Genomic DNA, 26,944 nt, shown 5'->3' on the forward strand with positions numbered 1-26,944 from the left:
TCCGTGCGCCTTGGTCGCTGGCTGAATCTCTTGGCCTCTCCTCAGTCCGGCAATGCGGCCAGAATGCGGTCGGGTGTCATCGGGAAATGGTGGAGCCGCGCCCCGCAGGCATTGTAGATCGCGTTGGCGATGGCGGCGGCCCCGCCGCACATTCCCAGTTCCCCAATCCCTTTCGCCTGAATCGGGCTGGCAACCGGATCGCGCTCCTCGACCATCAGCACCTCAACCTCGCCAATATCGCGGTGAACCGGCATATGATATTCCGCCAGATCGCAATTGACGAGATGCCCGTCATTCGGGTCGAACATCAAGGATTCGGTCAGTGCCGCCCCGATGCTCCAGGTGATCCCGCCAAGGCATTGCGAGCGCGCCGTCTTTGCGTTGAGCACGCGGCCAAAACCGAATGCGCCGAGCATGCGATCAACGCGGGCCTCACCAGTGAAGCGATTGACCCGTACCTGCGCGAAGAAGGCACCGAAGCCCGATGCGGTGTAGTCATCTGCTATATCGCCCGGCTCATAATGACCCAGCTCGGACAATTCCTTGCCATCCAGCAATTCGACCAGCGAGGGCCCGCTATTGGCGATGCCGTCCTTGAGTGAGAGCTCTTCCTCGCTCGTTCCCACCCGTTCGGCAAGTGTCTTGCGCAAGGCATGGCAGGCCATGAAGGCGGCCGAGCCGATGGAGGCTGCCCCCCAGCTACCGCCCGACCCGGGGCCGCGCGGATTTTGAGTATCGCCAAGCTCAACCATGACCTTATCGACCGGGAGGCCCAGCATCTCGCCGACAATCTGCGCGAGGATCGTATAGGTCCCCGTGCCAATATCAGTCATATCGGTGCGGACCAGCGCGGTACCGTCAGCTATCAAGCTCACGCGAACTTTAGCTTCACTGACATTGTGCACACGGGCTGCACTCGCCATTCCCGTGCCGATCCACCATTCACCCTCTTTATGCTGGCGCGGCGTGCGGGGGCCGCTGTCCCATCCAAAGGCTTCGGCGCCCTGGCGCAGGCATTCGGCTAGTTTATGCGATGAAAAGGGAAGATCTTCTTCGGGATTGCGCTCCGGGATATTGCGCAGGCGCAGCTCGACCGGGTCGATCCCGGCCTCTTCGGCAAGCTGGTCCATTGCGACTTCGAGCGCCGGCATCCCGACCGCCTCCCCCGGTGCCCGCACAGAGCCGGCCGTCATCCGATGAATGCGCGCGACATTGAGCGAGAGCGAGCGATTGTCGCCGCCATAGAGAAAATGCGACGATTGCAGCACGGGTTCGGCGAAGGCTTCGCCCGGCAGGTTGGACACCAGCGCATCATGGCCGAAGCCGGTCAGCCTGCCATCATCATCGCAGGCAAGACGCAGCCGCTGATGGGTCTCGGACCGCCGCATGATACATTGAAACACCTGCTGGCGGCTCATCACCACCCGGACCGGGCGGTCCAGCTGCTTCGCTGCAATCGCGGCGGCTACGGCCTCTTCGCTAATGCCCAGCTTGGAACCGAACCCGCCGCCGACATAAGGTGCGCGGAGACGTACATCCTCCTCCTCGATACCCAGCGCATCGGCCAATTCGGCGATGTTGTAGTTCAGCATCTGGAGCGATGCGTACAAGGTAAGCTTGTCACCCTCCCACTGCGCAATGGCCGCATGCGGTTCCATCGCTGCCGAGGCATGCCCCTCCGTATCGATTGTGACATCGACGCTGTGAGCCGCTTCCGCCATGGCGTGGGCAAGATCGCCCTGATTGACCGTCTGGCCCTCTTTCGCTTCGGACTCCACGGCCTGCGGATCAAGCGGTGCGCCTTCCTCGGCATCATAGGTGATGGTCAGCTGTTTGGCGGCATCGCGCGCCTGTTCGAATGTTTCGGCGACGACCAGCGCAATCGGCTGCCCCCAATAAGAGACGGTTTGCGGTTCCTGCTGCGGCGCCTGGCCCGCTGTTCCTTGAGCGGCGCGCGTGGTCATTCTGGAGTCCTGGATCACCGCCAGCACGCCGGGCATCGCCAGCACGCTCTGCGTGTCGATGGACGATACGGTGCCGCGGGTGATGGTGGCCGTGACCAGAACACCTTCGGCCATATTGGCGGCTTGATATTCGGCGGCATAGGGCGCCGTACCCGTGACTTTGGCCAGACCTTCGACACGCGGCAGAGCTTTTCCAATGACGCCCTGTTTCATGCCGTCGAGCCGGTTGCTCTCGACAGGTCCGTCCTGTTTGAAATGGGCGGTCATATTTCGGTCTCCGTCGCTTCTGCCAGAACGGCGGCAAGGGTCCGCCGCGCGAGGGGAATCTTGAAGTCATTCTCCCCGAACCCCTGCGCATCTTCGAGCAGGAGATCACCCGCTTCATCGAACAGTGCAGCGCTGGGCAGCTTGCCTACCAGCAGCGTCGACAGGCGGGGATCATGCCACGGCTTATGGGCCAGCCCGCCAAAGGCGAGGTCGGCCCGGGCAATCCGGTCGCCCTCCATGGCGATGATCGCCGCGACCGATGTCAGCGCAAAGGCGTAAGACGAACGTTCGCGCACCTTGCGATAGATCTGCTTGCCCTGCACGGGAGGAGGGAGCGTGACCGCCGTGATGATTTCCCCCGGCTCCAGCACATTGTCCCGCCACGGCGTATCCCCCGGGAGGCAATGAAAGTCGCGCACGGGCACGGTGCGTTCACTTTCGTCCTCAGCCAGAATGTGGACTGCGGCGTCCAGCGCGCTCATCGCCACGGCCATGTCCCCGGGGTAGGTCGCGATACATTCCGTGCTGGTCCCAAGGACAGCATGGAGCCGCGCCACACCTTCAATCGCGCCGCACCCTGAGCCGGGCTCCCGCTTGTTGCAGGGTTGATCGATATTAGTGAAATAATAGCAGCGCGTACGCTGGCAGAGATTGCCGCCGGTGGTGGCTTTATTGCGCAATTGCTGCGTTGCGCCGGCGAGGATGGCCCGGGCCAGCACCGGATAATCGGCCCGGATACGCGGATGATTGGCAGCTGCCGTATTGGTGACAAGCGCGCCTATACGCAGCGTGCCATCCGTATTTTCGGTGATTTCGCCCAGACCAAGGCGATTAATATCGACGAGCCGATCGGGCGTTTCCACCTGCAGCTTCATCAGATCGAGCAGGTTCGTGCCGCCCGCGATGGCAAGCGCTTCGGTATCCTGGCTCAACTGCGCGGCGTGAACCAGGCTTTCGGGGCGGGTGTATTGGAATGGCTTCATACCGCCTTCTCCTTGGCGACATCCCGGATCGCGGCGAGAATATTGGCATAGGCTCCGCAGCGGCACAGATTGCCGCTCATGCGCTCGCGAATTTCCTCGTCGGAGATTTGTATCTCACCCTCGAGAGTGTCGCTGGCATCGCTCGGCATGCCGTGTGCGATTTCATCGAGCATGGCGGTCGCGGCACAGATCTGGCCCGGCGTACAATATCCGCATTGATAGCCGTCATGTTCAACAAAGGCCTTCTGCAAGGCGGAGGGGGCACCCGGCGTACCGATACCTTCAATCGTCGTCACGGTATCGCCATCATGCATCACCGCAAGGGCTAGGCAGCTGTTGATACGCATGCCGTTGACGATCACTGTACAGGCGCCGCATTGGCCGTGATCGCACCCTTTCTTGGTGCCGGTTAAACCGACTTCCTGCCGCAGGAAATCGAGCAGCGAGACGCGCGGATCGTCTGGCAGGGGATGTTTCGTGTCATTGACGGTGATGTAATCGGCCAAGGTGTCCTCCATGACCTATCGAACCCACCAATCCTCCGATGTTTCCGGCTGCAAGATAAAAAGCGTCTATAGTCAATCATTTGCAGTCTATGCGCCGCAGATCATCGGGCCGTTTGCGGTCTTATTGCCTCTTTACCGAAATGGACGGCCCACCATATTCATCGGCGATGCTGAAGGAAGAAACGGATCATCTCGCGCGAGGCATCGGGGCCGCTGTTATCCGTATAGGACCCGGTCACAGAACCGCCAGACCACGCATGGCCCGCCCCTTCGATTTCCCAATGTTCGGCAAAACTGCGATTTTCAGCATCGACCAGAGCCGTGGTGCGATAGGATTTGCCACCGGGGCTCACGCCTTCGCCTTCAACCCGGCGCAGCGCAGATATTTCCGGCGATGTGGCCCAGATTGCGTGGATCTGGTCACTGTTTGCCGGATGGACCGTGCTGTCGCGGTTACCGTGGAAGGTGATGATCGGCACGTAGTCGCGATTCTGCCCGCTTTTGCCAGTGGACTTGCCCTGCATCGCGGAAAAGGCGCCGGGCATGCTGGATGCGGAACCGCAGGCGAGCCCTGAATGGATGCCGGCCGCCGCATAAAGTTCAGGATAGCAATATGCCATAATCGAGGCAGCCGCGCCGCCGGCTGACAAACCGGCAACATAGATCCGGCCATGGTCGACCGGGTGCCCCGCCATGATGGCGCGCGTAATTCCGGCGATAAGCGCCGGCTCGCCAGATCCCTTGTTCTGATCGCCTGAGCGGAACCAGTTCCAGCATTTTTGCGCATTCGCAGCGCGCGATTGCTCGGGATAGGCGACGATCAGCCCCAGCTCCTCTGCCAACACATTCATTTGCGTCCCTGCGGCAAAATCAGCTGCCGATTGGGTGCATCCGTGCAACATGATGATCAAAGGGGCGGAAACAGGCAGCGTAGAGGGCACGTACAGCCAATAGTCGAGCGTGCCGTGCTCGGACTTGAAGCTGTACTTCTCCATCGATCCGGGACTGGCGGGCTGCGCGCGGGGCTTGGCTGTCCGGCGGGGCATATCAGGCTGAGCGAGCGCAAGCCCGGCAAATTCAGGCTCCCTCCGACCAGTCTCTCTATCGCCCTCTCCGGTCAGGGAACGGCGAATCAGCGCGGTCGCTCCGCCCAGATCACCGGCCTTGGTGAGAGCCAGGATTTCGCTCATGCTTGTCTTTAACGGAAAGCCCATTGTCGAACTCCTTTATCCGGCCCAAAATTCAAGCCATGCGATCGGGACGTGATTGGGTTGAGCGTATAAGCATCTCACCATCTGCCTGATGGCATATAGATGGGGTGCATTATGCTGCAGTGCAACAATAACATCACCGACTTGGGTGTAAACTGCTGTCAGAATCGCTGTAATGGGGCGGAAAACCGGATTTCTAGCGTTCGACTCTTTACGAACCAGCAAAGCCACTTGGCGATCGAAGCGATGCGGGTGATTGGCGAAGGGAACAGGCCTGCTTGGCCGATTTAAGTGGCAGAAGCAGGTTTTCCTGGCTTGGACTTGCCTGATTTCGGTTGCGCGGGAGTATCACTGGCAGGATCGGCCGGGCAGGACAGCTCCTTTTCTGCGGCCCCACTTTCCGCATTGGCGCGGCAAGCCGCAGCGCGTTTGTCGGCAATCTCTTCATCAATCGATTGCGCGCGTTCCTGCAGGGCCTCGTCTGCCTTGTCGAAACGTTCGTCGAAGCTGGCCTCCTGCTTGCACGCGCTGAGCGCAAGCAGGCTGGCCATTCCACAAAGACTGAGGCCCCACAAATGGCGCGCGCGCATCAATATTTCTTCTTGTAACGCACGCTGACATTGGTGGAGCCGGAACCGCCCGCCTGGCTGAGCACCGACAGGGCCGGCGTCAGGCTGACTTCCAGCTGCGTGGCGGTGAAGCCGCGCGCATCGGTGATGAATTCAATATAGATATCATCGGTCAGATATTGCCCGGCGGCCAGTGACGTGCCGCGTCCTGTCTTATCATCCGACCCCAGAATCCGCAGGCGGTCGATCCCGGTGGCAGAGCGCAATTTGCCCATCGGGTTCAGACCGCCGCCCGATCCGCGCAGCGAATTGAGCGATGCGGCCAGCTGCACAGCCTGCATGGCCGACAGATTACCGACCGAACTGCCGAAGAGAATCCGCGAGACGATTTCGTCCTGCGGCAGACCCGGCGAGCTGGAGAAGGCAATTTGCGGGTCCATCGCGCGGCCACTGACCGAGACATTGACGGTCACATCATCAATATCATCGCTCGCCCGCATATCGATCGTGGGATCGATCGTGGCCCCGCCGGTGAAGCTCACCCGGCCTTCTTCCAGTTCGAAAGAGCGCCCGGCAAAGCCCAGCGTCCCGCGGATCAGCGACACATTGCCCGACATGCGCGGCGAAGCGCTGGTCCCGCGCAAGTTCAGATCGGCCGACCATTCGGATTCCAGGCCCATGCCCGAAACATAAAGTTGATCCGGCGCACGCAGGGTAAGGTCGAGACGGATGAGCTCAAACAGGCCCGGCTGCGGCTCCACAGGTTCATCACCCGTGATACGCTGCGGCCCCTTGGGTGGTTTGAAGCGCACACCGGTCAGTTCCGGCACCTCGGCCGCGCCTTGCGAGATGATCTGATACCGTGTTTCAGGGAGTTTGATCGTGCCGGAAATCAGCGCGGTTTCCCCGGCGGATTTGCTCAGCCGAAGCTCGCCGGTGGCGGTCGTCGAAATAGCCGCACTGCGCGCGAGACGGGCATCATCCAGCGTGATCGAGAAATCCATGGGATAGCCGCTATCCGCTGCCAGACTGACATAACCCTTCGCATTCAGAGAACCGTCACCCGCCTGCGCCTGCAAGCGTTCTAGCTCAAATCGTTCGCCGCTGAAACGGCCGGAAATGGCCATATCGCTGAGCCGCGTGCCGTATGTCTGGTTTTCGTAAACCAGACTATCAGCGCGGATCACGCCCTTCATCTGCGGCTTGGACACGCGGCCCGAGAAATCGGCGGCCACGCCGATTGCGCCGCTGAGCCGCTGATCGGGCTGACCGGCGAAGGAAAACAGCGTATCGGCCGGTCCGTTATAGCGTATGCCGCCGCTCAGCGGAGCCTGCATCAAACGCTCGGTCCAGCTACCCGCCCCCGGCGCCAGCGGGCGCAGGGAAGTGACAAGCCGCCCGATAACCGAGCCTCTGCGCCGCATGACCGCACGGGCTTCCCCGCCATCGGGCAGCAACTTGCCGACGAAATTGATATTGATCGACTGGCTGACCGACGTGGCCGTGGTGCGGGTGAAATCCTTTACCTGCAGCCGTGCATCCGCACTTGGGAAAGCCGCCGGGCTGGATTGCGCGAAATCGAGGCTGCCGGTCGCGCTGCCATTCACCCCGAGGCCGGGGACAAAGGCATTCACGATGTTGAGATCCAGCGCATCGAGACGCGTCTGCAATTTCAGCCCCTGACCATAGCTCCCGGCGAGACGGATATTGCCCTTCCCGAAATCGATCCGTGTGGGCAGCAGATCATAACCTGCCATGGTAGGTTTGATGCGGGCCGGTGTCGCGGTTGAAAAATCAATCCCGCGCGCCTTGCCCTTCAGCGCCACGCGCCACAATTCCGGCGTCAGATCGGCATTTGCGGCCATCCGGAACGGCACGCCGCTAACCCCTTCGGCTACCAGCTGTGCCTTGCCCTCACCATCGCGGTAATTGATTTTAGCCCGCGCGGCGGCGAGGTTGAAACTGCCATAGGTCGTTTGCGAAAGCTGCGCATCGGCGACGATATAGGGCTGATCATACAGCACGACACGGGCATCGATGATGGCCGATCCGATGGAAATATTCGCCGGTCCGGGCAGCGTCGTGCCCTTGGCCCGCAGGTTGATCAGCGCTTCCTGATATTGCCCCTTGGCATCCAGTCGCACGATCCCGCCAATACCCTGACCATTGGCCGTCAGCTTGCCTGCAAAGGGGCCGCTCTTCGTCTGTTCAAGCGACCCGGCCAGATCGATCCCGGCAAAGCTCGCGCGGGTAATATCAAGTCTGATCACATCGCCGGTCTTCAGCACCAGATCAGCATCCAGCGGGCCGTAATCGCTTTGTCCCTTGGCCTGCAGCCGATAGCCCCCCGGCGCGCCGGAGATTTGTGCGCGCAGATTGGCCAGGCCAATGCCCAGACCCGGGCGCTCAGCCAGAATGGCCGCATCGGGATTGGCCACCGTGCCGGTGACGCGCACGACGATCGGGCCATATTGGTCGGTCAATGCGTTGACGTTGAAGGTGATCTGCCCATCGGGTGCATAGCTGCCACTGCCGCTGGTGATGCGGGCGGCGGGGGCATCCAGCGTCAGATTGCTGAACAATATTCGGCCATCCGCGCCATAGCGGATATTGGCCGCGGCCACGGCATTGCCGCCCAGCACACCGCGCACGCTTTCATTCTCGATCCGGGTGGAGCGCACCCGCACCCGCCCATTGAGCGCAAAGCCGCCACTGGGCGGGCTTTGGATTTCCATGTCGGTTTCAATGTTGAACGTGCCGACGCTGTCGATCCGGTAATTGTCGAGCCTGCCGTCAATACCGCCCGTATAAAGCCCGGTGGAGGTATCCGCGATAATCAGCGCGGTGGCATTCAGCCGATCGGAACGGATGCGCATATTATCCGACAGGATACGTGTGCCCTGTATCGCCAGATCACCATTCAGCCGGATATTCTCCAGCGTCCCGCCCGCCACGGAATCGAGGCCGGTAATCTTGCCCACACGTGCATTGACCGGGATCAGGATCTGCTTGGCATCGATGGTCGCATCGCCATTCACGCTGAGGTCGATCAGGCTCATATCATTCATCGACAGGCGCTTCGCGCGCAGCGCATAGGTGACTTGCGGCGTAGCAAATTCACCATTCAGATTGAGCGTCGCCTGCAAACCATTGCCGGAGAGATTTTCCGCCATAGCCGAGGGTTTCAGCAGCACGAATTGCATCCGCAAATCGTCAAAACTGTTATTCGCCAGATCGACGATCCCGTCGGCATCGAAATTGAACGCATCACTGGTAATGGTGCCGGTGATATCCGCGCGCCGTTCCGTCAGGGCGGCCCCCACATCCAGCGTCATGACCGGGCCGAGCAGATTGGCGGTCGGTCCTTCAAACAGCCGCGCAATGCGGGTCGGCCCCTTGATCGCAAAACTGCCATCACGCGTCGCAAGCTCCAACCGCGCGAGTTCCTCGCCCGCCAGATCGGCATTGAGCTGGCCATTCCAGTTGCTCCAGTCACCCTTGCCCGTCAGCTTCACCGAAAGCGGATCGGTGAGACCCGCCAGCGCCGCGATCACACCATCGGCAGGGGCATTGAGATCAAGGTCGAGATCGAGCTGGTTCTTTTCCGGCACGGCGTCGAGGATCAGCGCAATCTTGTCGCCACCCGCGACGTTACCGTCTGCACCATCGGTCGTACCGATGGTCTCGCCATTGAAGGTGAGCTGCGCCCGGCCATCGGCAATATGCGCCTCGCCATTCAGGCTGGCGATACGTTTTTCACCCGTTACGGGCTTCTCCGCGACAAATTGCGCGACCTTCAGCGAGCCGATGTCGATATCAAGATCAGGCAGCAACGGCCCTTCGCTGGGCGGTGTTTCGTTAAAGGCGGGCAGGCGCTTCAGCGTGATAAGGTCGGCACTGGCGGAGCGGACGTCCACGTGGCTGTTGATGAAAGCAAACGGCCGCCAGTCCAGGCGAATTTGCGGAGAGGCGAGGAACACGCCTTCAGGATCGGAGATCGCCAGATCATTGATGGTCAATTCGCTGTAGATCGACCCGTCCAGATCACCGATGCTGATCTGCATCCCGTTTTCAAATTCCAGATTCTCGATCTGTGAAACGATGAAACGATGGCCCGGCCCGGTGTTGAGCAGCAGCAGCAGCGCCGCCAGCGCCGCGAGGATAACCCCCAGCGCGATCAGCCCCCATTTCAGAATACGGCGGCCCCAATGGCTTCTGCGGTGCCCGGAATCCTCTTGCGTATCTTCCTGGATATCGTGCTGCGCAGCATCGCTGCCGGAATTCTCCGGATTTTCGGGCAGGTCCTGCATGTCGTTATTATCCTGCACCATCAGAAAGCCTGCCCGATAGAGACATAGACGCTGACCCAGCTTTCACCCGGCTTGCGCCCGATCGGGGTCGCAACGTCGAGCCGCAGGGGGCCAAAATTGGTGTAGAACCGCCCGCCAAGCCCTGCACCGAAGCGAATATTGTCAAATTGCGGCATGCTCTCTTCATAGACCTGACCAGCATCGACAAAACCGACCACACCGAAATTGCCGAAACGGTAGCGCACTTCGGCCGCCGCTTCATTCAGGCTGCGACCGCCGATGGGATTGTCATCCGGGTCCTTCGGGCCCAGCTGCTGATAGCCATAGCCACGGACCGAACCGCCCCCGCCCGCATAAAAACGCCGGGACGGAGCAAGGTCATAGCGCTCGATCCCCTGGATCGTCCCCACCCGGACGCGCCCGGCCAGCACGATCGAATTGCCGATCGGGTAATAGGCAGAGCCGTCCAGCCTCGCACGAACATAGGGCGTGAACCCGTCCTGCAGCGAGCCTTCCGGTTCGACCAGTGCGGTGAGTTTAAAGCCCTGCGTGGGATTGAGCAGATCATCGCTGTGATCAATCCCTACTTGTCCCGTCAGCCCGCCGATAAAGAAGGTCCGGCGGCGGCGTTCCTGCGCGTCGAAATCATAATCCTGTTCATTCGTGCCGATGATCTGCGCGCCATAGGCATAGGTCAGTTTCTTCTGCCAGATTTGCGAGGAATCATAGCTGATCAGCGTCGAAAGCCGCCCGGTGAAGGCTTCATAGGCGTCATAATCGCTGTGCAAAGCTTCGGCGCCGATCTGGAATGTCCGGTCGCGTCGCCCGGCGTTGGAGCGGCGGAACGTTGCGCTGGCGCCCTGTTCCTGCGTACCGGCAACCCCCGTGAATATCAGCGCGCCTTCAGGCGGGAAGACATTGCGATGGGTCCAGCTTCCTTCCAGACGGAAGCCCTGCCCGGTGCCAAAGCCCGCGCTTCCGGCCAGAGTGCGCGGGGGGCCGGCATCCTGATCGACCATCAGTGTGACATATTCGGTGCCCTCACCGGCGGCTTTGCCAGTTTCCTTCGGCGTTACGGTGACGGTGTTGAACAATCCAGTCGCGACCAGAGCCTGCCGCAGATCATCCACGTCGCGGCTGTCATATAAATCACCGCGATCAAAGCGGGTCAGCACCTCAACATGCTCCGCATCAAAGGCCAGATCGCCGCTCGTCTCGATTCCTCCAAAGCGGGATCGCGGCCCGGTTTTGACCGGCAAAGTGTACACGCCATCGCCGGTTTCGGGATCGAGCAGAATATCGCGGTGACCCACTTCGGCGAAGGGATATCCTTGCTGCGGCAGGACCACCGCCACATTCGCTTCCGCGCCCTGCACCCGCTCGGCAATGATGTTGTCACCCACCTTCAGCGGGAGATTATCGCGGATCAAATTCGGCGGATCAGTGGGATCGGCCTTAATGATGATGTCGGAGAAGGCATAACGCGTGCCGGGCACGACATCGATCACCGCATTGAGCGGCTGCCCATCATCGCTGACCGCGCGGTCCAGCCTGGTATTGGCCTGCGCCTCAAACCACCCTTCGGAGGCGAGAATGCGCTTCATCAACCGGCTGTCTTCGGTCAGTCTGGCGTTGATCTGGGCCGTATTGGCGGCCTCCTTGTCCTCTTTCAGCGAAGACAGATCGTCGAACATTCCGGCGAGATTTGTGCTGGATTCCTTATCCGCCTCAGCCAGACCATTCACTTCGACCGTATATTTGATCTCTACCGTTTCGTCGTCCGATCCATCGCTGCCATCGGCGAATTCAACCGGCTCGACATTGAATTGATCAAGTGGCGGCAGCGGCGCGGTCAGTTCGGCATCGCGCACGGGCGCGTCGGCGATTTCCTCATTCGGGTCCTGATCGTCCAGCGCAGGATTTTCGGCAGCAAATTCATCATTCTGCTGCGCGCTCTGGCTGATATTCTGCGCCGGATTATCCGTCGTATCCGCATCATCGCTGCTGACAGCAAAGCGGCGTTCGAACTCCTCGATCGATTCCAGCTCACCCTGCAATTCAGGATCGTCATTCGGCCCCGGTTCGGGCACGGAATCTGCAAATTCCTCATTGGAAATGACCGTTTCCACCTCGGGCAGATCGGCACCCGGCGGCGGGGCGGGAATATCGGCGTCCGTGCCGTCGGTAACGCCCTTCGCCTCGCCCGGCGCCGCTTCATCCTGCTCCGTTTCCCTCTGCGCAGCAGATTGCGGTGCGGCGGCATCCTGCGCCAGCGCGCTGTTCCACGGCGCGACCATCATCGCTGCCCCGGCCAGCAAAACACACCGCATGGCGGCACGATTGCCTGCTCCGCTCGTTAAGCCGAAATGGTCGGACCCGCCCACTATCTTCAACAAACCAAAGCTGGGCATCCGAATTTATATCCTGAACGTGTACTCTGAGCGTCGTCCGAGGAGCCTGCTCAATGACTGATGATAGTGATGGCATGATAGTCGCACCAGCATCCAATGCAATGGTGAAGGCGCCCTGGCAGATGTCAAAATCGGCTTGGATACAAGTATTTAAGCGCGTCTATACCATGTGGGGCTTTCACAACATATCTCTGTTGGGAGCGGGTGTCGCATTTTTCGTCTTTCTGTCAATCACACCGCTGATTGGCGCAGTCGTGATGGTTTACGGATTGGTGGGGGATACCGACACGGTGCAGCGCCAGATGCAATGGATATTCCAGATCGTCCCGCATGATGCGGCGGTGTTGATACAGGATCAGCTCTTCAGAATCGTCACCACCAATTCGGGCGTCACCGGGTTTGCGCTGATCATCGCATTATTCTTTGCCATATATGGCGGAATGCGGGCGGCCAATGGCCTGATCGGCGCGCTCAACATCATCAATGAAGAGCATGAAACGCGCGGGATCATCCCCCTCACCTTCCGCACTGCATGGCTCACTCTGGCGGCCATCGGCATTGCGATTGTTGGGCTGGTTGCCAGCGGCATATTCGTCTGGTTGCAATCGCAGACTGAGATTCTGCTCGGCCCCTGGACCACCCTTTTGTTCAAGGCGCTGACCTGGCTGCTGGCGATTGGGCTGGGGTCATATGGCTTTGCACTGGTGATGCGTTACGGGCCGGACAGGGAACCGGCCAAATGGCGCTGGCTCGCACCGGGATCACTGCTCGCGACTTTGCTGTGGATCGGCATATCCTTCGGCTTTTCCTATTATGTCGCTTATATCAGCAGCTATAATTCGACCTATGGGTCGATGTCTGCCGTGGTGGTGTTCCTGATGTGGCTGTTCCTGTCTGCCTATGGCGTATTGGCGGGCGCGCTGCTGAATGCGGAACTGGAACGACAGACCGAATGCGACAGCACGCGCGGGCCCGACAAACCCGTGGGCGAAAGGGGCGCCGTGCTGGCCGATCTGGTGGAAGGCGATTTGTCGATCGAGGAATGGCTGAAGAAGAGCCAGCGCCGCGCCGTTACACGCGCGCTGAAAAAAGTGCAGAAGTAAGAGGCTGCACGCCTCAGATCCGGTCGAAGATCGACCCCATGCGCGGGCTGAACAGGCGGTCGTAAATCCTGAGCAGATGCGTGTCGGTCATCGCCGCGATATGGTCACAGATGATGCGCGGATCATCCCCCGAAGCGGCGAATGACGTCAGCGCATCGGGGGACAGCAGCCGCTCCGGCTCTGCCATCAGCGCTTCAAACACGGCAACGACCATGCCCTGCCCCTTGAATTCGAGCTGCTGCACGGTGGGGGAGCGGATGACCCGGCGCACGACCAGATCCTGCAGCACATCCAGCATCGCGCGCTGCGGTGCCTTCAGCCGTGCCCGAAAACGCAGCAGAGGGTCGGTGAACTGCGGCAATTCTGTATATTCCACCGCGGTGATGAAATGATGCACCAGGCGCCCGATGAAGCGTTTGCGCGCGCCGCCTTCGCCAAACAGCCCCTCCACCACGATTTCGAAGACGTCATTCTCGCTCTCAGCGGGATATTTCGCCTTCATCGCATCCAGAAATGTGGGGCATTTATCGCGCAGGGCAGTGGCAAATGTGTCCCGGTCGATCAGTTGCAGCGCGATCGCATCCTCCAGATCATGGACGCCATAGGCTATGTCATCGGCCACATCCATGATGCTGCAATCGAGCGATTTATGCCGGCTGCGCGCATGTTTGCCCGGTCTCGCCTCGCTGGCGCAAAATTCCGCGCGTTCATCCTCCGGCAAATCTTCCAGCAACCATTCGACCACGTCCTGCTCACTATCCATATAGCATTTGGGCGGTTTGCAACTGGCGCTGTCGAGCACCTGTATCCGGGTGGTGCCGGTCAGCAGCGATGGCACGATTTCGCGATTGTAGGCGCGCGCATAAGGCACCGGATATTTAAGCACTCCCAGCAGAGAGCGACGGCAGAGATTGGCCCCGGCATTTTCGGAAAAATCCTCCAGACGGGACAGGATGCGCAGCGTCTGGCCATTGCCTTCAAACCCGCCATGGTCGCGCATGCAGTAATTCAGCGCCACTTCGCCGCCATGGCCGAAAGGCGGATGCCCCAGATCATGCATGCAGCCCAGCGCCTGCACCATCGCCCGCCCGGGCAGGAAAGGCCGGACTTCTGATTGCGGGAAAGTCTTGGCGAGCTGTCCCGAAACCCCGCCCGCGATCTGCGCCACCTCCAGCGAATGGGTCAGCCGCGTACGGTAGAAATCGCTGTCCCCCAGATTGAGGATCTGCGTCTTGCCCTGCAACCGGCGGAAAGATTCCGAATGAATGACGCGGGCGTAATCGATATCGCCATCATCGCGCGCATCCTCCGCCTGTTTGGACCAGTTTTCGCGCCGCGCATGCCACATCATGATTGTCTCTTGTAACAGTGTAATCGCCTGTGACCCTGCGCGATTGGCGCGTTTCGATCAACGGACAAAGAGGCAATGCGGTCAGACTGGCCAGATATGACCGTGATCTATGATGGAGATGGCCCGGATACGAACAAGGTCGTCCCGCCACGATCAGGCCCACGATCACGCCCCTGATCAAGACTTGCGTGTTGCGCCATTCGCAATGAATATCGCAACCTCGTTCTATTGAATGCACGGCGAATGCTTGTCAGGATCACCATATGGTCAATCGCACAGGAAGATCACAGATGAATGTCACCCAGGGTCGGCCCGGCCTGTTTGCCTCTCTATGCCGCACAATCATCTGCTGCCTTGTGCTTGCCTTCACAGCTTTGCGTCCAGCCTATGCGCAGGACACCGGCGATGACACGCTGACCGCACTGACCGGCGCCAATGTCGTCAATGTCACCACGGGGAAGACGATTGCGGATGCGGTGGTCCTCATTCGCGGCGACAAGATCGAAAGCGTCGGCCCGGCGGGCTCCACGCCCATCCCGGCCTCTGCCACTGTCATTCCGATGGACGGGCAATGGCTGGTCCCGGGCCTGATGAATATGCATGTCCATCTGGGACTGAAACTGCCCGGTGCGGCGGGGGCCGCTCTGGTCAATGAAACCGACCCGGAAGAAGTCCTGCGCATGGCAGCCAATGCGCGCCGTTCGCTGGAAAGCGGCGTCACCACCCTGCGCCTCGTCGGGGAAGATCACGGGACCGATTTTGCGCTGAAACAGGCGATCGACAGCGGTGAAATCACCGGCCCGCGGATTGAAACCGCTGGCGAAGTCATCGTGCCGACAGGCGGCCACGGGTCGCTGGAGGCCGATGGTCCCTATGCGCTGGCCCATGCCGCCCGCGAACAGATCAAACATGGCGCTACCTGGATCAAGATCGCAATTTCTGGCGGCATTTCCGACACGCATGGCGCGATTTCGGCCGCGCCGATGACCGATGAGGAAATGCAGACACTGATCGAAGTGGCGCATCGCAACAATGTGAAAGTCACCGCGCATAACGGCTCCTCCCCCGCCGCGCAGCAATCGCTGAAATTCGGGATCGATGGCTTCGAACATGGCTATCACCTCAATGACGACATTCTCAGCGAAATGAAGCGTCAGGGCACATGGCTGGTGCCGACCATCGTGGTGACGCAGCCCGGGGCCATGGAATTCTATCGCAAGATCGGCGCGCCGGATTGGTATCTTGGCCGCGTGGCGGCAACGGGTGAAGATCATTGGAAGACCCTGCAAAACGCCATCGCCAAGGGTGTGAATATCGCATTGGGGACCGATCAGTTTCCCTTCGAACCCAATAGCGGCACCACTGCCACCATCCGCGAAGCCGAACTCTACGTCAAAGCCGGCATGACCCCGCTCCAAGCGCTGCAGGCCGCCACGACCGAACCCGCACGGATGATGGGCCGCGACGACATCGGCCAGATCGCGCCGGGTTATTATGCCGACATCATCGCCCTGCCAACCAATCCGGTTCAGGATATCTCTGCTCTGCGCCAGATTGGTTTTGTCATGAAGGGCGGGCAGATTATTCGTGATGACCGCGATCCGCGCTAATCCCTGAATATCCCTCCGGCCAAACCGGGAAGGACATGAAATGAAGAATGGTCAGCGCTCCGGCGCGCAGCGTCCCTGGCATTTTCTGTTATTGCTCGTGCCCTTCATCTGGCAGGTGGCAGCCATCCCGCTGGTAAATGATATTCGCTGGGACGGTCTGTTCCTTCCTTTCCCCATGCTGTGGCAAATGGTCGGCATTCTGGTCGCTACGGCCAGTATTGGCACGGTCTATAAGATCGACCGCAAACGCGCCGCTGCCGCCGGTGAATTTGACGCGCCGGAACAGACAGGCCCGGACCTCTCCCGCAACGAACAGGGTGAGGGATAATGGCGCTGACCATCACGATCATTCTCGTCATCCTCACCATTGCCGGCTCGGTCCTTTATGGATCGCGCAATCGCGGTTCCGGCGGAGTGACCGAATGGGCCGTTGGCGGGCGCCGGATGGGCACGCTGATCTTCTGGTTCCTGAATGCGGGGGAAATCTACACGACTTTCGCCGTGCTCGGCATTTCAGGCTATGCCTGGGCCTATGGCGCGCCCGCTTATCTCGCTTTCCTGTCCGTCTCGCTGACGGCGGCCGTGGGCTATTGGCTGACGCCGCGCATCTGGCATGCGGGCAAGGCCGGCAATTTCATCACCCAGGCGGATTTCTTCGCCGATCATTACCGCGCACGCTGGCTCGGCATCGTGGTGGGGCTGGCCGGGATTGCCGCGCTGATCGTCTATGTGCAGATCCAGATTACCGCACTGGCGCTGGTCCTGCGTCTCTCCGTCGATGCGGAGATTTCGAACACCGCCTCTGCCATTGCGGCGGCCGTGCTGATGCTGCTCTTCGTCATGTCCGCAGGCCTGCGATCGGCCGCCTTTGCCGCGGCGGTGAAGGATATTCTGATGGTCGTCATCGTCATTGCGCTGAGCGCGACGGTGGCCGGTCATGTCGGTGCCAGTTCGATCGGCGATGTCTTTACCCGCGTTCAGGACGCCTATCCCGGAATTGGCAGCCTGCCCGGGCGTGATCCGGACATGGGCCTGTCCACCATCTGGATGATGACCGCGGGCATCAATGTCGCGCTGGGGACCTATATTTTCCCGCATATGTTCCAGCTGACCTATTCCGCATCGGATAGCTGGGCCGTGCGGCGCAATGCGGTGTTTCAGCCGCTTTATTCGCTGTCTTACTTCTTCATCATCCTGCTGGGGTTCGGTGCGCTGCTCGCCGGGACGATGCCCGCTCTGGATGATCCCAATGCGGTGCTGCTGACCTTCGTGGCGGATCGCTATCCGGCATGGGCGATTGGCCTGTTTGCGGGCACGGCCTGCCTGCTGGCGCTGGTTCCCGGCTCGGTTCTGCTGCTCACCGCCGGTTCGATTTTCAGCCGCAATGTCGTGCGGCCAATGATGCCCGGCCTCAGCGACACATCAGAACTGCTCATCTCCCGCATATCCATGGTCGGGTGTGCTGCCATCGCGGTCTATCTGACCATCGGCGCAACCCAGTCGCTCGTCGATATCGGGCTGACGGCCTATGCGTCCATCGGGATGCTGGCACCGGGCGTCTTCCTGGCCTTCCTGTGGCGGCAAACGAATGCCTTTGCGGTGCTGGCCGGGATTGGGACGGGCTATGTCGTGCTGATGCTCCCCTCATCTTCGCCATTGATGGCGTGGTTCCCCGAATGGGAAGCCGGATTGGTCGCCATGCTGTTTAACGCGCTGGTCGTCCTCGCACTCAGCCCCCTCCTGAATCTGGTGACAGGCAAGCGGGAGCAAGCCGCGGCAGGCTGAAACCGGGAAGTGGGGCGCTTCAACTCAAGGTTAGAGCGCCTTGCCGCCTAGCTATCACTCAGCTCAAATCGCGGAATGCGCTTGCCTTTGCGGCGGCTCGTGAGGTGGAAAAACCGGCAACGATCACAGCGATAGGGGCGCATCGCCAAACCGGAGCGCTGCACAACAAGGAGCGCTTCCTCTTCCGATCGGTAGGAGACCTTCTTCCGGCAGATGCTCAATCGCGTGCGCATTGGGCCAGACTATCAAATCCCTGCCGGCCTGCCTATCTTGCAACCGAGCTCAGCAATCATCACCCCGCGCTCAGCAGCAGTATAATATGGTCATCGACAAGTCATGATTTGCTGTAAAGGGGCGGGCATGATCCTGTCCATTCTTGCCGCCCTGCTGCTCACGCCAATGGCCCCTAATGCCGCGGCACAGCCCGCGAGTGACGCCTCCACCCCTCAGGAATACGCCCCACCTGTTACGATCCTGATCAGTATCGATGGTGGACGCGCCGATTATCTTGATCGCGGAGTTACGCCGGCCCTTTCGGCCCTGGCGGAAAAGGGTGTCACGGGGCCGATGCACCCTTCTTTCCCGTCCAAGACCTTCCCCAACCACTGGACACTCGTCACCGGGTTGCGACCTGACGAACACGGCATCACCGCCAACAATATGGAAGATCCCCGGCGCCCCGGTGAACGCTTCAGCACGGCAACCAGCGATCCGTTCTGGTGGAACGAGGCCATGCCTGTCTGGGTGGCGGCCGAACAGGCTGGCATCCGGTCCGCGATCATGTTCTGGCCGGGCTCCAACGTGGCCTGGGGCGCGGCGCCTGATCCGGCTGATCCGGATCACATGCTGGAAGGCACGCGCCCCTCCGACTGGCAGCAGTTCAACCAGGCAGTGACGAACCGCCAACGCGTCAATGCGGTGCTCGACTGGATGCGGCGCCCCGCTGATATCCGCCCACAGTTCGTGGCGCTCTATTTCGACACGATTGACACTGCGGGGCATCATTTTGGCCCCGATGATCCGCGCACGACCGAGGCTTTGCACGCGCTTGATGCCGAGATCGGAAGGCTGGTGACAGAACTGCACACCATGGGCCGGGAGGCCAACATCGTGGTTGTGGCAGATCACGGTATGGCGGCGGTATCGAGCGATCGCGTGATCGCGCTGGATACGCTGCTTCCCGCCGAAGATGCGCGTATTATAGAGCATGGCCCCTATGCCACGCTGCAACCCGCGCCGGGGCATGAGCAAGACGTTGCGGCGGCGCTTGGCCGGCCGCATGAACATATGCGCTGCTGGCCCAAGGAGCGTATCCCAGAGCGTTTCCATTACGGCCATCACCGGCGCATTCCCGCCTGGCTATGCCTCGCCAAGTCGGGCTGGAGCATCCTGCCTACCGCCGGCCGTGCAGAAGGCGGCGCGCATGGCTATGACCCTGAAGATCCGGAAATGGCCGCATTGTTCATTGCCAGCGGCCCCGCGATCAAAGCCGGCACCACCGTCGATGCCTTTGACAACATCGCAGTGGAACCGCTGCTACGCCGCCTCATCGGCCTCCCGCAACGCCGCGAAGCCAAGCCCGGCGCGTTGACAGAAGTGCTCAAGGAAGCGGACGAGCGCTAAGGTACCGCGCCGTTTCCATTGATTATAGTCATGTCGGTAATTGTCCGGCCCGCGCTTCATTGACCCGTCGCGCGGATGGTTTTTATGAGCGATCTGGCGTCCACCGTGGCGCGCGTTTCCCACCACTGCCGCACGTCAGCGGCAATGTGCGGTGTGGCCGGCCCGTATGAAAGACGCCCAGCTTCCCTTGATGTAGTCTGCGCGGCCGAGGACCCGGTCTGGCTCCCGCACTTGTCACTGCAGTTTGCTGCAGTGCGCGGCACAGGGCTGGTTCCAAGGGCGAAGCGCCTTGGCACACTTTTTCGACCATCGGCTAAAAAAGAAAAGCGTGTTTATCTTTTTTGTTTGACGGTTTGTTTTTTTGAGGAGTGACCTTTCGGACTCAATTCGAACCTGTCAGAATTTGAGCAGAGCAGGTGGGGTTGGGTTAATGAAGAAGAGTACCGTTGCAGGCATTGCGGGGTCCGTGAGGTGCATACCTCTGACCCTGACCGATCTGTATCATCAGGAGCGGCACGGTAAGCGTTTGGACAAAACGTCAAAGGCGCGGGTGATTCGTGACATTCTGCCGATAACTACGACGGGGTTAGAATTGCGCGATTTGTACAATGCACATGTCGAAGGGTGCTTCATTCCGAAGGGCAAGACGAAGGTCATCCACGCGATCATCCAATGGCCGAAGGATCTGGTGGACCCGAACGATGAGGGGTGGATGCTCCGCCACGGGATCGCATTTGCGAAACGCGTATGGGGAGAGGATTCGATCGTCGCAGCACGGTACGATCGTGATGAGAAAAGTGCAGCGGTCGTCGATCTGTTCCTGGTGCCTAAGTACCGCAAGTACACCAAGACCGATCCCAACGGTAAGCTGGCCGTTAGTATAACCAAGCACGGCAAGGATCTGGCCAAGAGGCTGAGCCGGATGACTGGCAAGTCCAAGAAGGGAGAACCACAAGCTTCGCCTTGGGACGTTGGGATGGCCCTGCAGGATGAGCTGTACATGTACATGCGCGACGTAATACGCCTTGAAGGCGTCGCTCGCGGTCAAAAGAAGGAAGCGCCGGGTCCGGACTGGAAAAGCTCCGAGCAGTTGCGCACCCAAGAGCTCGACCAAAGGGATGCAGCCCTTTATGTTCGGAAGCAGGAATTGGATGACCGGAAGCAAGAACTGGATGACCGACAGCAGCAGATCCAAATCGACACGGCGGTGGCACAGGCCAAGAGCAAGAAGTGCGTCGATGATGCTGAAGCACTCGCACAGAAGATTATCCTAGCGGCAAGCGAGCATGTAGCGAAGTGGAAGGCTGAAGCTGAGGTGCTGGGGCGAGAGGTCGGCTATGAAGCTGGTTTCCAGGAGGGGCAAGCGAAGCTCAAGGAGGAGCAGGAAGCCGCTAGTAAGGCGAAGGCGGCCGCCGAGCAGAATAATCGCGAAAGCAAGAAGGCTCTAGATACCGCGATGGATGAGCGGCATCAGGCGGAATTACTTCGAAACGAAGCAGAGAGCGATGCACATGCCATTCGCGCCAAGGCGAAGCAGGAGGCTGCTTCGCAACATGCGGCGCTGGCGCAACGTCAGGTGGCAATCGAAGCCGGCCTAGAGGCCCTGCTGAAAGGGGAAATCGAAAACGACAAAAGCATAGGAAATCATCGTCGTACGCTCGCTTTCAGAACCGACCTGCCTTCGGAAAAGAAGGACCATCTGGAAAAGACAATCACACCCGCGTGGTATTGGCTTAGCTGCCAGGCCGAGCGCCTAGCCGACATCACCTATCGCCGGGTTAAAGCTCGTGAAGCCCAGCTCGATGCGTGTCAGGTCTCACTTGATGATCGGGAGCGGAACCTTATGAAGACCAGCCTACGCCAAGAAGCGCAAAAGCGTGAACTGGCGCAGAGCTGGAAGGACCTGAACTCGTTGACGGAGAAGGCCAGCGCCGCCAAGCTGGCCTTTCAGGACGCTATCGCCCCAATCACTGGATGGATTCATAAGTTCGAAGAAGCGCGGGGACCAGTCAGGCAGGTCATGGAGATCGCGCCGCAACGCAAGATTGCGGAGGCTGCATTGGCAGAGCCGGCGATCCAGGCGGCCCAGGCAGCCGATGCCGATATCACGCGCGGTTGGTGGCGTTCAAAGCGATGAAACAGAAAGGGAGGGGGATCGGAGGATAGATCCTTGAATGTCGTTGCGGTCTCTCAGCAAAGGACGTTCTCGCGCGACAAAACCCCCCTTCAGTCCAATTGAATCGCTCTGGGTCTGCCGGAGGCGTTGGGTTGTGAGTCACGCTGCCATAACGATGTTATTCGCGGCAGCATAATATTGATTTTCGGCTCCAGCAGCCGACGATGGTTGAACCAATCGCCCCATTCGAGCGTCGCATATTCGACGGCTTCAAAGCTGCGCCACGGCCCGCACCTGTGGATCACCTCGGCTTTGTAAAGGCCGTTGATCGTCTCACCCCATGTCCACAGAACCAGATTCAGGTCATCGGCCGCTGCTCCAGGAGCAAGACTCTGCACGAGCATGCCGGTGTGGCCTGCATCGATCAGGTCAATCGCTAATTGCTGCGTGGCGGCGAGGCCAGGCGCCTTGACCTGATCGCGCCAAGTCGGATCTGCGAGACCGGCAAGGTCCATCTTGAAGCCGTCGAGTGCTGCAGGATCACGGGTGTCGAAGACATTCTCGATCTCGTCATCGTAAGCCACGACTGTATTTGGCTGTAACGAGCCGGCCTGATTGACTTCTCTGATTGCGGTGGAGAAAGAGAGGGCCAGGTAAAGGGCGGGCATCCCTCCCCCGGTTCCGAGCATTAGTCTCCGTCTTATCGGGAAAGTTAAGCAAAGCTCGCGAGACGAGCTTAAAACTGTCGGCGCGAGTGTCTGGACATGGGGCTTGTTCTGTTGAAAAGTCGCCCTTGGGACCGATTGGCACGCGCTTCGGACATCAGACGAACAGTGTCGCCCTCCTGTGTTGATCCACCACTGGCACTCGAGCGGTATCACGCGCCGCAAGACAACGATCGCAAAGAAGCCTGCGGAGTTCCAGGCAGCGCTTAGTGCGCTCAGCGGCGAGCGCTCGAACGACCCCGCCGTCCTGTTCGGCCTCCTGATCGGTTACTTTGTTAACATCCCACGCGTGGGCACCAACGTGCTCACCGAAATTCTCCACGCCCGCGATCCTGAGCGGTGGCGAGGCCTCCGGTTGCACCGCAGCCGAGCCACTGATGGAGATCCCGGTCGCCGCACCCAAGGCGCTGCCCGACTATCGCCGCTACAAGGACCGAAACCACATCGAGCGCATGTTCAACAAGCTGACGCAGGCCCGCCGCATCGCCACACGCTACGACAAAACCGCCTTGTCCTTCGCCAGCTTCCTCAACCTCGCCTGTGGCTGAAATCTGATGTCAACAAAGCCTAGCTCTCTGGATATTCCTGTTCCTGCACCTCGGCATGGCTGAACATGATCCGGTTTCGGGCGAATGACTGGCCTCCATCACCCCGCATCTTCCTAGACGACGCACGCGGTCATCCAAACTGCGAAATAATGGAGGCCCGACGCCAAGTGTTATCCGCGAACGCTTAGAAGATAGCGCGCAACGCGATCCAGATCCTCAAGCTTGCCGGTGGTCATCACAGAAAGAGCGGTGCGATCCTCGAACGCCTGGTTTGGCGAGCGCAGCCACCCCGGCATGCGATCGGGCGGCAACTGTGTCCCGAGCGAAGCGTATATCGAGAGTACCGCCCCAATCCGGATGATGACCATCTCCGCTATTGGCACAGGCTCATGGGCCTGAATGCGGATGCGCAGGTCCTCGAAAACAGCAGACTCTCGAATACCGAGAATCTGCCTCTGCTCCTCCTCGGTAAGCTTCCATTCCCTGGCGATGTTGAGGAAGCCTCGCAGGGCCGAACCGCCATGGCGGACCGGATCTAGGTCGGCAAAGGATCCCGCCATCACAGGTACACTCCAGCATCAATGGCCCCGATCATGTCGAGGATGAAGGCGAGGCCTTCCTCGGACTGCTCGGCCTGTTCGATGGGCGTCTCGCCACCCAGCCAGTAATGCCGGCGGTTCATGAAGTGGATCGTCTGTACAAGATCTCCACCATAGAGAGTCCTTGCGGCCTCGAGCGCTGCCCGTACCGAGCGGCGTCCCCTGGCGCCCAAAAAAGGGATGTCTTCCATCATTACCTTGGCAGCATCCTTGGTCCTGCCCGCCGCGATCAGGCCTAGAAGGCAGGGCACGGTCACCAGCGGCATATGCGGATCGGCGGGGCCCTCCCCACTGGCCAGCAATTGACGCGCCCGCTGGACCGTGAGCTGCATCGCGTCCACGGCCTCCAGGCCCTGCTCGGCGAGGTCGCGCGCGGCGACTTCGCGGGCTTCGGCGTCAAAGAGTGTCTCGCTCATGCTGCCGTCTCCTTCGCCACGTGGCGCTGCCAGGCTTCCAAAGCTTCATTATAGCCCCGATCAGAGCATAGCCGGTGGCAGGTGCCACCCAGGCCATTGATGGTGACGGGTCTGGGCAGCACGATGCAATGGACATGGTTGCCGTAGCCCTCGAGCCCGGCAACGCCTGGCACGTGCGCGACCAGGATCACCGGAAAACGAACTGCGAAATGCGCGCGAACAAATCCGCGAGCCCTCTCGTAACCGACATGCCAAGGTTCGGACGGATCAAGGGACAGCTTCGCCTGAACCATCGCATGCTTCTCGAAGCTAGGGCGGGTCTCGTCGAACCGCTTCAGCAGGAAGGCGCAGTCAGCATAGTCGGCCGGAGCGGTCGGCGGCAGCAGTACCTCGGCCCTGGCGGCCTGGCCGAACACAGGATCATCGCCTAGACGAAGCTTCTTGAGAACCCAGGGCGTAATACCCTCACGCAGGCCTTCGCCCTCCCACCAATAGCGGGTGAAGGCGAAGCCGGGATGATCGCCATCGCCCTTGCCAAAGCTCTTGAACGTGGCGGGTTCGCCTGCCTCTATGTCTGCAGTCCCATCCTCGATCGCCGCCACCTGCTTGATTGGCGCGGCCTTCTTCGCAGCGGTTGTCTTTTGTGCCTTGGCCATGGTCAGAGGCTCCCCTCGAAGGAGGGCCTCTCGATCGCGCGAATGATACCGCGGCGACGCTCATCGGCATCGAGGAACGGAGCATCGGTCTCTTTCACGAGCCCCCTGCCCGTAGCGCGGATAAAGGCCCCCTCGCCCGCTGTCGGGATCAGCCAGAGTTCGCTTCCTCTACGGCGCCACGCGACATAGCCGAAAAGCCAGTCCTCGTGATCGCGCAGCAACATATCGAAGCTCGTGCCGCGAATGGCATCGTGCCTCAGCAAGAGAGCATCATGGCCGGTCAGCTCAGCAAGAGCTCTCCCTTCCGGGAGCAGCAACGGCCTGTTGCAGGAGGTGCCCGTCATTACGAAGCCGGCGAAAGGCGCAACCGCGCATCCCGCCAGCCACGGCTCTCTTCTGGTGTGGATCATCGCCCCAATGGCCATTGTGCACTTTTGGATGCGTCTTTGCACCGGATGGCTCACGAACGGCACAATGGGTTCGCCCACGAACGGGTGGTTCAACGTCATACTACTCATGTAGGTTATCCTTCGGGGACCGGGCGGAGCCTTCGGCGCGTCCCCACTGGAAATTTCATTTAACTGGCTCAGCCACTTGGCGAGCATTCTTCCTTTGGAGTTCTTCCTTCGAAGCGGGACGGGTCTCGCCGCGTCACGCATGGCTAGACCCGGACTTGGCCGCACTAATCATTGTCAGCGGTCCCGGGATCAAAGCCGGCCAAGGGTTGAAGTCCGCCCGACTCAAATAAATGGTTTCCGAATTGTCCGCAGATCAGGCGACCGCAGGATAATAGTCGCGATACCAGTCCACGAATTTGGCCACGCCCTCTTTCACTTCCGTTACCAGGTTTTCTGATCACGATGGAGGAAGATCTGTCACAGAATGGAGTGTTGTCTCGTCATCAGGGTTACAGCAAAAAGGGATACCTCGTGATGACGCAAAGACTGGACTATTTTGATACCGCCCCCGATACGATGAAGCCGATGGTGGCGCTTGAAGAAAGCCTTGCCCGCATGTCTATCTCAACGGCGATGCGCGAGCTGCTGAAAATCCGTGCGTCTCAGATAAATGGCTGTGCCTATTGTCTGAACATGCATCTGCCTGCAGCGCGGAAGGCGGGCATTCCGCAAAGAAAGCTCGACGTTCTGGCCGCATGGCGTGAAAGCCCGGCCTTCACCGTGCAAGAGCGCGCGGCGCTTGGCTGGTGTGAGGCGCTCACCCGCATTGAAACCACCGGCGCAGATGACAGCAGCTTCACCGCATTCGCAGACGCCTTCAGCCCGGTGGAACAGGTCGAAATCACGCTGATCATCACGACCATCAACGCATGGAACCGGATCGCGGTCGGGTTTCGCAGCCAGCATCCGCTTGAGGCTCAGGATGCCGCCTGAACGCATCCTCCAGACATTCGAGAAACACCGTCCTCGCCTCCGCTCGCTGGCCTATCGCATGACGGGATCGCTCACCGATTCCGAGGATATCCTCCAGGAAACGTGGATGCGCTGGAGCACCTGCAACCATGACAGCATCCGCGATCCTGCGCGATGGCTCACCACAATTACCGCCCGGCAATGTCTGGACCATCTGAATTCGGCCCGAATGCGGCGCGAGCGCTATGTCGGCGCGTGGCTGCCCGATCCGTTGATTTCCGGCATGGCGCCCGATGCCGAAACACTTCTGTCCGAAGGCGAAGACGTGCGGATCGCGCTTCTGCTGATGCTGCAAAGCCTCTCGCCTCCGATGCGCGCCGCGTTTCTGCTGCGTGAGGCCTTCGATTTTTCCTACGCAGAAATTGCGGCGGTTACGGGTGATGCGGAGGCCTCCGCCAGACAGCTTGTTTCGCGGGCACGCAAGCGGATGGCGGGGGCGGAGCCGGAATGCACGAGCAGCACTGCAGAAGAAGAAGCGCTCGTCCATGCCTTCTGGCAGGCCAGTCGGACCGGAGACATGGACCAATTGCTGGCGCTTTTTGCAGAGGACATCGAGGTTTATACCGATGGCGGTGGGCGGGTGCCTGCGTCCCTCAATGTCTTGCACGGCGCATGGCGGGCAGCCGCACTCTTTGCCGGTCTGGCACGCAAGAGCGACCGCCCGTCCCGCCCATGCCCGCCCCTTCTGCGCGTCAATGGCAGCCCCGGATTTGTCAGCGTGGAGACGGGCGATGTCTTGCAGACCACCGCGCTCGCTATTA

General features: G+C 60.3%; 20 protein-coding genes and 3 pseudogenes. 9 read left to right on the forward strand and 14 right to left on the reverse strand.

Going from position 1 to position 26,944, the window contains the following annotated elements; translation table 11 throughout:
• Nucleotides 1-41: 41 nt before the first annotated feature.
• The 7 genes from GRI91_RS15470 to GRI91_RS15500 all read right to left on the reverse strand — a co-directional run bounded on the left by GRI91_RS15470 (nucleotide 42) and on the right by GRI91_RS15500 (nucleotide 12,221).
• Nucleotides 42-2,231, reverse strand: a complete 2,190-nt coding sequence (locus GRI91_RS15470) for a xanthine dehydrogenase family protein molybdopterin-binding subunit (RefSeq protein ID WP_160737600.1) — start codon at nucleotides 2,229-2,231, stop codon at nucleotides 42-44.
• Nucleotides 2,228-3,214 (reverse strand): FAD binding domain-containing protein, encoded by a 987-nt coding sequence (locus GRI91_RS15475; protein ID WP_160737601.1) that lies wholly within the window; start codon nucleotides 3,212-3,214, stop codon nucleotides 2,228-2,230. The genes GRI91_RS15470 and GRI91_RS15475 overlap by 4 nt, the downstream gene beginning before the upstream one ends.
• Nucleotides 3,211-3,732 carry a 2Fe-2S iron-sulfur cluster-binding protein gene (locus GRI91_RS15480; protein ID WP_160737602.1) on the reverse strand — a complete coding sequence of 174 codons (522 nt, stop codon included), beginning with the start codon at nucleotides 3,730-3,732 and terminating at the stop codon, nucleotides 3,211-3,213. Before GRI91_RS15480 ends, GRI91_RS15475 begins: the two co-directional genes overlap by 4 nt.
• A gap of 146 nt (nucleotides 3,733-3,878) precedes the next feature.
• A complete protein-coding gene (locus GRI91_RS15485; RefSeq protein WP_202385629.1) occupies nucleotides 3,879-4,910 on the reverse strand; it encodes an extracellular catalytic domain type 1 short-chain-length polyhydroxyalkanoate depolymerase in 1,032 nt (343 codons plus the stop codon).
• Nucleotides 4,911-5,218: 308 nt separating this feature from the next.
• A complete protein-coding gene (locus GRI91_RS15490) occupies nucleotides 5,219-5,521 on the reverse strand; it encodes a hypothetical protein (protein WP_160737604.1) in 303 nt (100 codons plus the stop codon).
• Nucleotides 5,521-9,831 (reverse strand): translocation/assembly module TamB domain-containing protein, encoded by a 4,311-nt coding sequence (locus GRI91_RS15495; RefSeq protein WP_237437953.1) that lies wholly within the window; start codon nucleotides 9,829-9,831, stop codon nucleotides 5,521-5,523. The genes GRI91_RS15490 and GRI91_RS15495 overlap by 1 nt, the downstream gene beginning before the upstream one ends.
• Nucleotides 9,831-12,221: an autotransporter assembly complex protein TamA gene (locus GRI91_RS15500; protein WP_237437954.1), complete on the reverse strand. Its 2,391-nt coding sequence runs from the start codon at nucleotides 12,219-12,221 to the stop codon at nucleotides 9,831-9,833. Before GRI91_RS15500 ends, GRI91_RS15495 begins: the two co-directional genes overlap by 1 nt.
• A 53-nt stretch (nucleotides 12,222-12,274) precedes the next feature.
• Here GRI91_RS15500 and GRI91_RS15505 point away from each other — a divergent pair, with 53 nt between their 5' ends.
• Nucleotides 12,275-13,324 carry a YihY/virulence factor BrkB family protein gene (locus tag GRI91_RS15505; protein WP_237437955.1) on the forward strand — a complete coding sequence of 350 codons (1,050 nt, stop codon included), beginning with the start codon at nucleotides 12,275-12,277 and terminating at the stop codon, nucleotides 13,322-13,324.
• A 13-nt stretch (nucleotides 13,325-13,337) separates the two neighbouring features.
• On the opposite strand, the gene GRI91_RS15510 is transcribed toward GRI91_RS15505, so the two are convergent.
• Nucleotides 13,338-14,675 carry an anti-phage deoxyguanosine triphosphatase gene (locus GRI91_RS15510; RefSeq protein WP_160737605.1) on the reverse strand — a complete coding sequence of 446 codons (1,338 nt, stop codon included), beginning with the start codon at nucleotides 14,673-14,675 and terminating at the stop codon, nucleotides 13,338-13,340.
• Nucleotides 14,676-14,965: 290 nt separating this feature from the next.
• Between GRI91_RS15510 and GRI91_RS15515 the strand changes: the two genes are divergently transcribed.
• The 5 genes from GRI91_RS15515 (at nucleotide 14,966) to GRI91_RS15535 (ending at nucleotide 21,830) form a co-directional block, all read left to right on the forward strand.
• Nucleotides 14,966-16,285, forward strand: a complete 1,320-nt coding sequence (locus tag GRI91_RS15515) for an amidohydrolase family protein (protein ID WP_160737638.1) — start codon at nucleotides 14,966-14,968, stop codon at nucleotides 16,283-16,285.
• Nucleotides 16,286-16,325: 40 nt separating this feature from the next.
• Nucleotides 16,326-16,613, forward strand: a complete 288-nt coding sequence (locus GRI91_RS15520; RefSeq protein WP_202385630.1) for a DUF3311 domain-containing protein — start codon at nucleotides 16,326-16,328, stop codon at nucleotides 16,611-16,613.
• Complete coding sequence (locus GRI91_RS15525) at nucleotides 16,613-18,070, forward strand: sodium:solute symporter family protein (RefSeq protein ID WP_160737606.1); 1,458 nt, start codon at nucleotides 16,613-16,615, stop codon at nucleotides 18,068-18,070. The genes GRI91_RS15520 and GRI91_RS15525 overlap by 1 nt, the downstream gene beginning before the upstream one ends.
• A gap of 360 nt (nucleotides 18,071-18,430) precedes the next feature.
• The gene (locus GRI91_RS15530; RefSeq protein WP_237437956.1) at nucleotides 18,431-19,693 is read left to right on the forward strand and encodes an alkaline phosphatase family protein; all 1,263 of its coding nucleotides are present in this window, start codon (nucleotides 18,431-18,433) and stop codon (nucleotides 19,691-19,693) included.
• Between the two features lie 430 nt (nucleotides 19,694-20,123).
• Nucleotides 20,124-21,830, forward strand: coding sequence for a coiled-coil domain-containing protein (locus GRI91_RS15535; RefSeq protein WP_160737608.1), 1,707 nt, complete (start codon nucleotides 20,124-20,126; stop codon nucleotides 21,828-21,830).
• A gap of 89 nt (nucleotides 21,831-21,919) precedes the next feature.
• On the opposite strand, the pseudogene GRI91_RS16405 reads toward GRI91_RS15535, so the two are convergent.
• Nucleotides 21,920-22,144, reverse strand: a pseudogene (locus GRI91_RS16405) (hypothetical protein); the annotation flags it as partial.
• An 18-nt stretch (nucleotides 22,145-22,162) separates the two neighbouring features.
• A pseudogene (locus tag GRI91_RS16410) lies at nucleotides 22,163-22,498 on the reverse strand (RES family NAD+ phosphorylase); the annotation flags it as partial.
• 449 nt (nucleotides 22,499-22,947) lie between these two features.
• On the opposite strand from GRI91_RS16410, the pseudogene GRI91_RS15545 reads away from it, so the two are divergent.
• A pseudogene (locus GRI91_RS15545) lies at nucleotides 22,948-23,082 on the forward strand (IS5 family transposase); the annotation flags it as partial.
• A 170-nt stretch (nucleotides 23,083-23,252) separates the two neighbouring features.
• Here GRI91_RS15545 and GRI91_RS15550 read toward each other — a convergent pair.
• The 4 genes from GRI91_RS15550 to GRI91_RS15565 are packed head-to-tail and all read right to left on the reverse strand — an operon-like array spanning nucleotide 23,253 to nucleotide 25,271.
• Entirely contained in the window at nucleotides 23,253-23,642 is a 390-nt protein-coding gene (locus GRI91_RS15550) for an MbcA/ParS/Xre antitoxin family protein (protein WP_160737609.1), read from the reverse strand.
• Complete coding sequence (locus tag GRI91_RS15555; RefSeq protein ID WP_160737610.1) at nucleotides 23,642-24,097, reverse strand: MbcA/ParS/Xre antitoxin family protein; 456 nt, start codon at nucleotides 24,095-24,097, stop codon at nucleotides 23,642-23,644. The genes GRI91_RS15550 and GRI91_RS15555 overlap by 1 nt, the downstream gene beginning before the upstream one ends.
• Nucleotides 24,094-24,753, reverse strand: coding sequence for a hypothetical protein (locus GRI91_RS15560; RefSeq protein WP_202385632.1), 660 nt, complete (start codon nucleotides 24,751-24,753; stop codon nucleotides 24,094-24,096). Before GRI91_RS15560 ends, GRI91_RS15555 begins: the two co-directional genes overlap by 4 nt.
• Nucleotides 24,754-24,755: 2 nt before the next feature.
• On the reverse strand, nucleotides 24,756-25,271 hold the full coding sequence (locus tag GRI91_RS15565) for a hypothetical protein (RefSeq protein WP_160737611.1): 516 nt from the start codon (nucleotides 25,269-25,271) through the stop codon (nucleotides 24,756-24,758).
• A gap of 414 nt (nucleotides 25,272-25,685) precedes the next feature.
• Between GRI91_RS15565 and GRI91_RS15570 the strand changes: the two genes are divergently transcribed.
• Together GRI91_RS15570 and sigJ are read left to right on the forward strand one after the other, a co-directional pair.
• Nucleotides 25,686-26,144, forward strand: coding sequence for a carboxymuconolactone decarboxylase family protein (locus GRI91_RS15570; protein WP_160737612.1), 459 nt, complete (start codon nucleotides 25,686-25,688; stop codon nucleotides 26,142-26,144).
• Nucleotides 26,134-26,944, forward strand: an 811-nt coding sequence (gene sigJ / locus GRI91_RS15575) for an RNA polymerase sigma factor SigJ (RefSeq protein ID WP_160737613.1), incomplete at its 3' end; no start/stop codon positions are given. The genes GRI91_RS15570 and sigJ, both read left to right, overlap by 11 nt.

Source organism: Altericroceibacterium endophyticum (assembly GCF_009827595.1).
Lineage (GTDB): Bacteria > Pseudomonadota > Alphaproteobacteria > Sphingomonadales > Sphingomonadaceae > Altericroceibacterium > Altericroceibacterium endophyticum.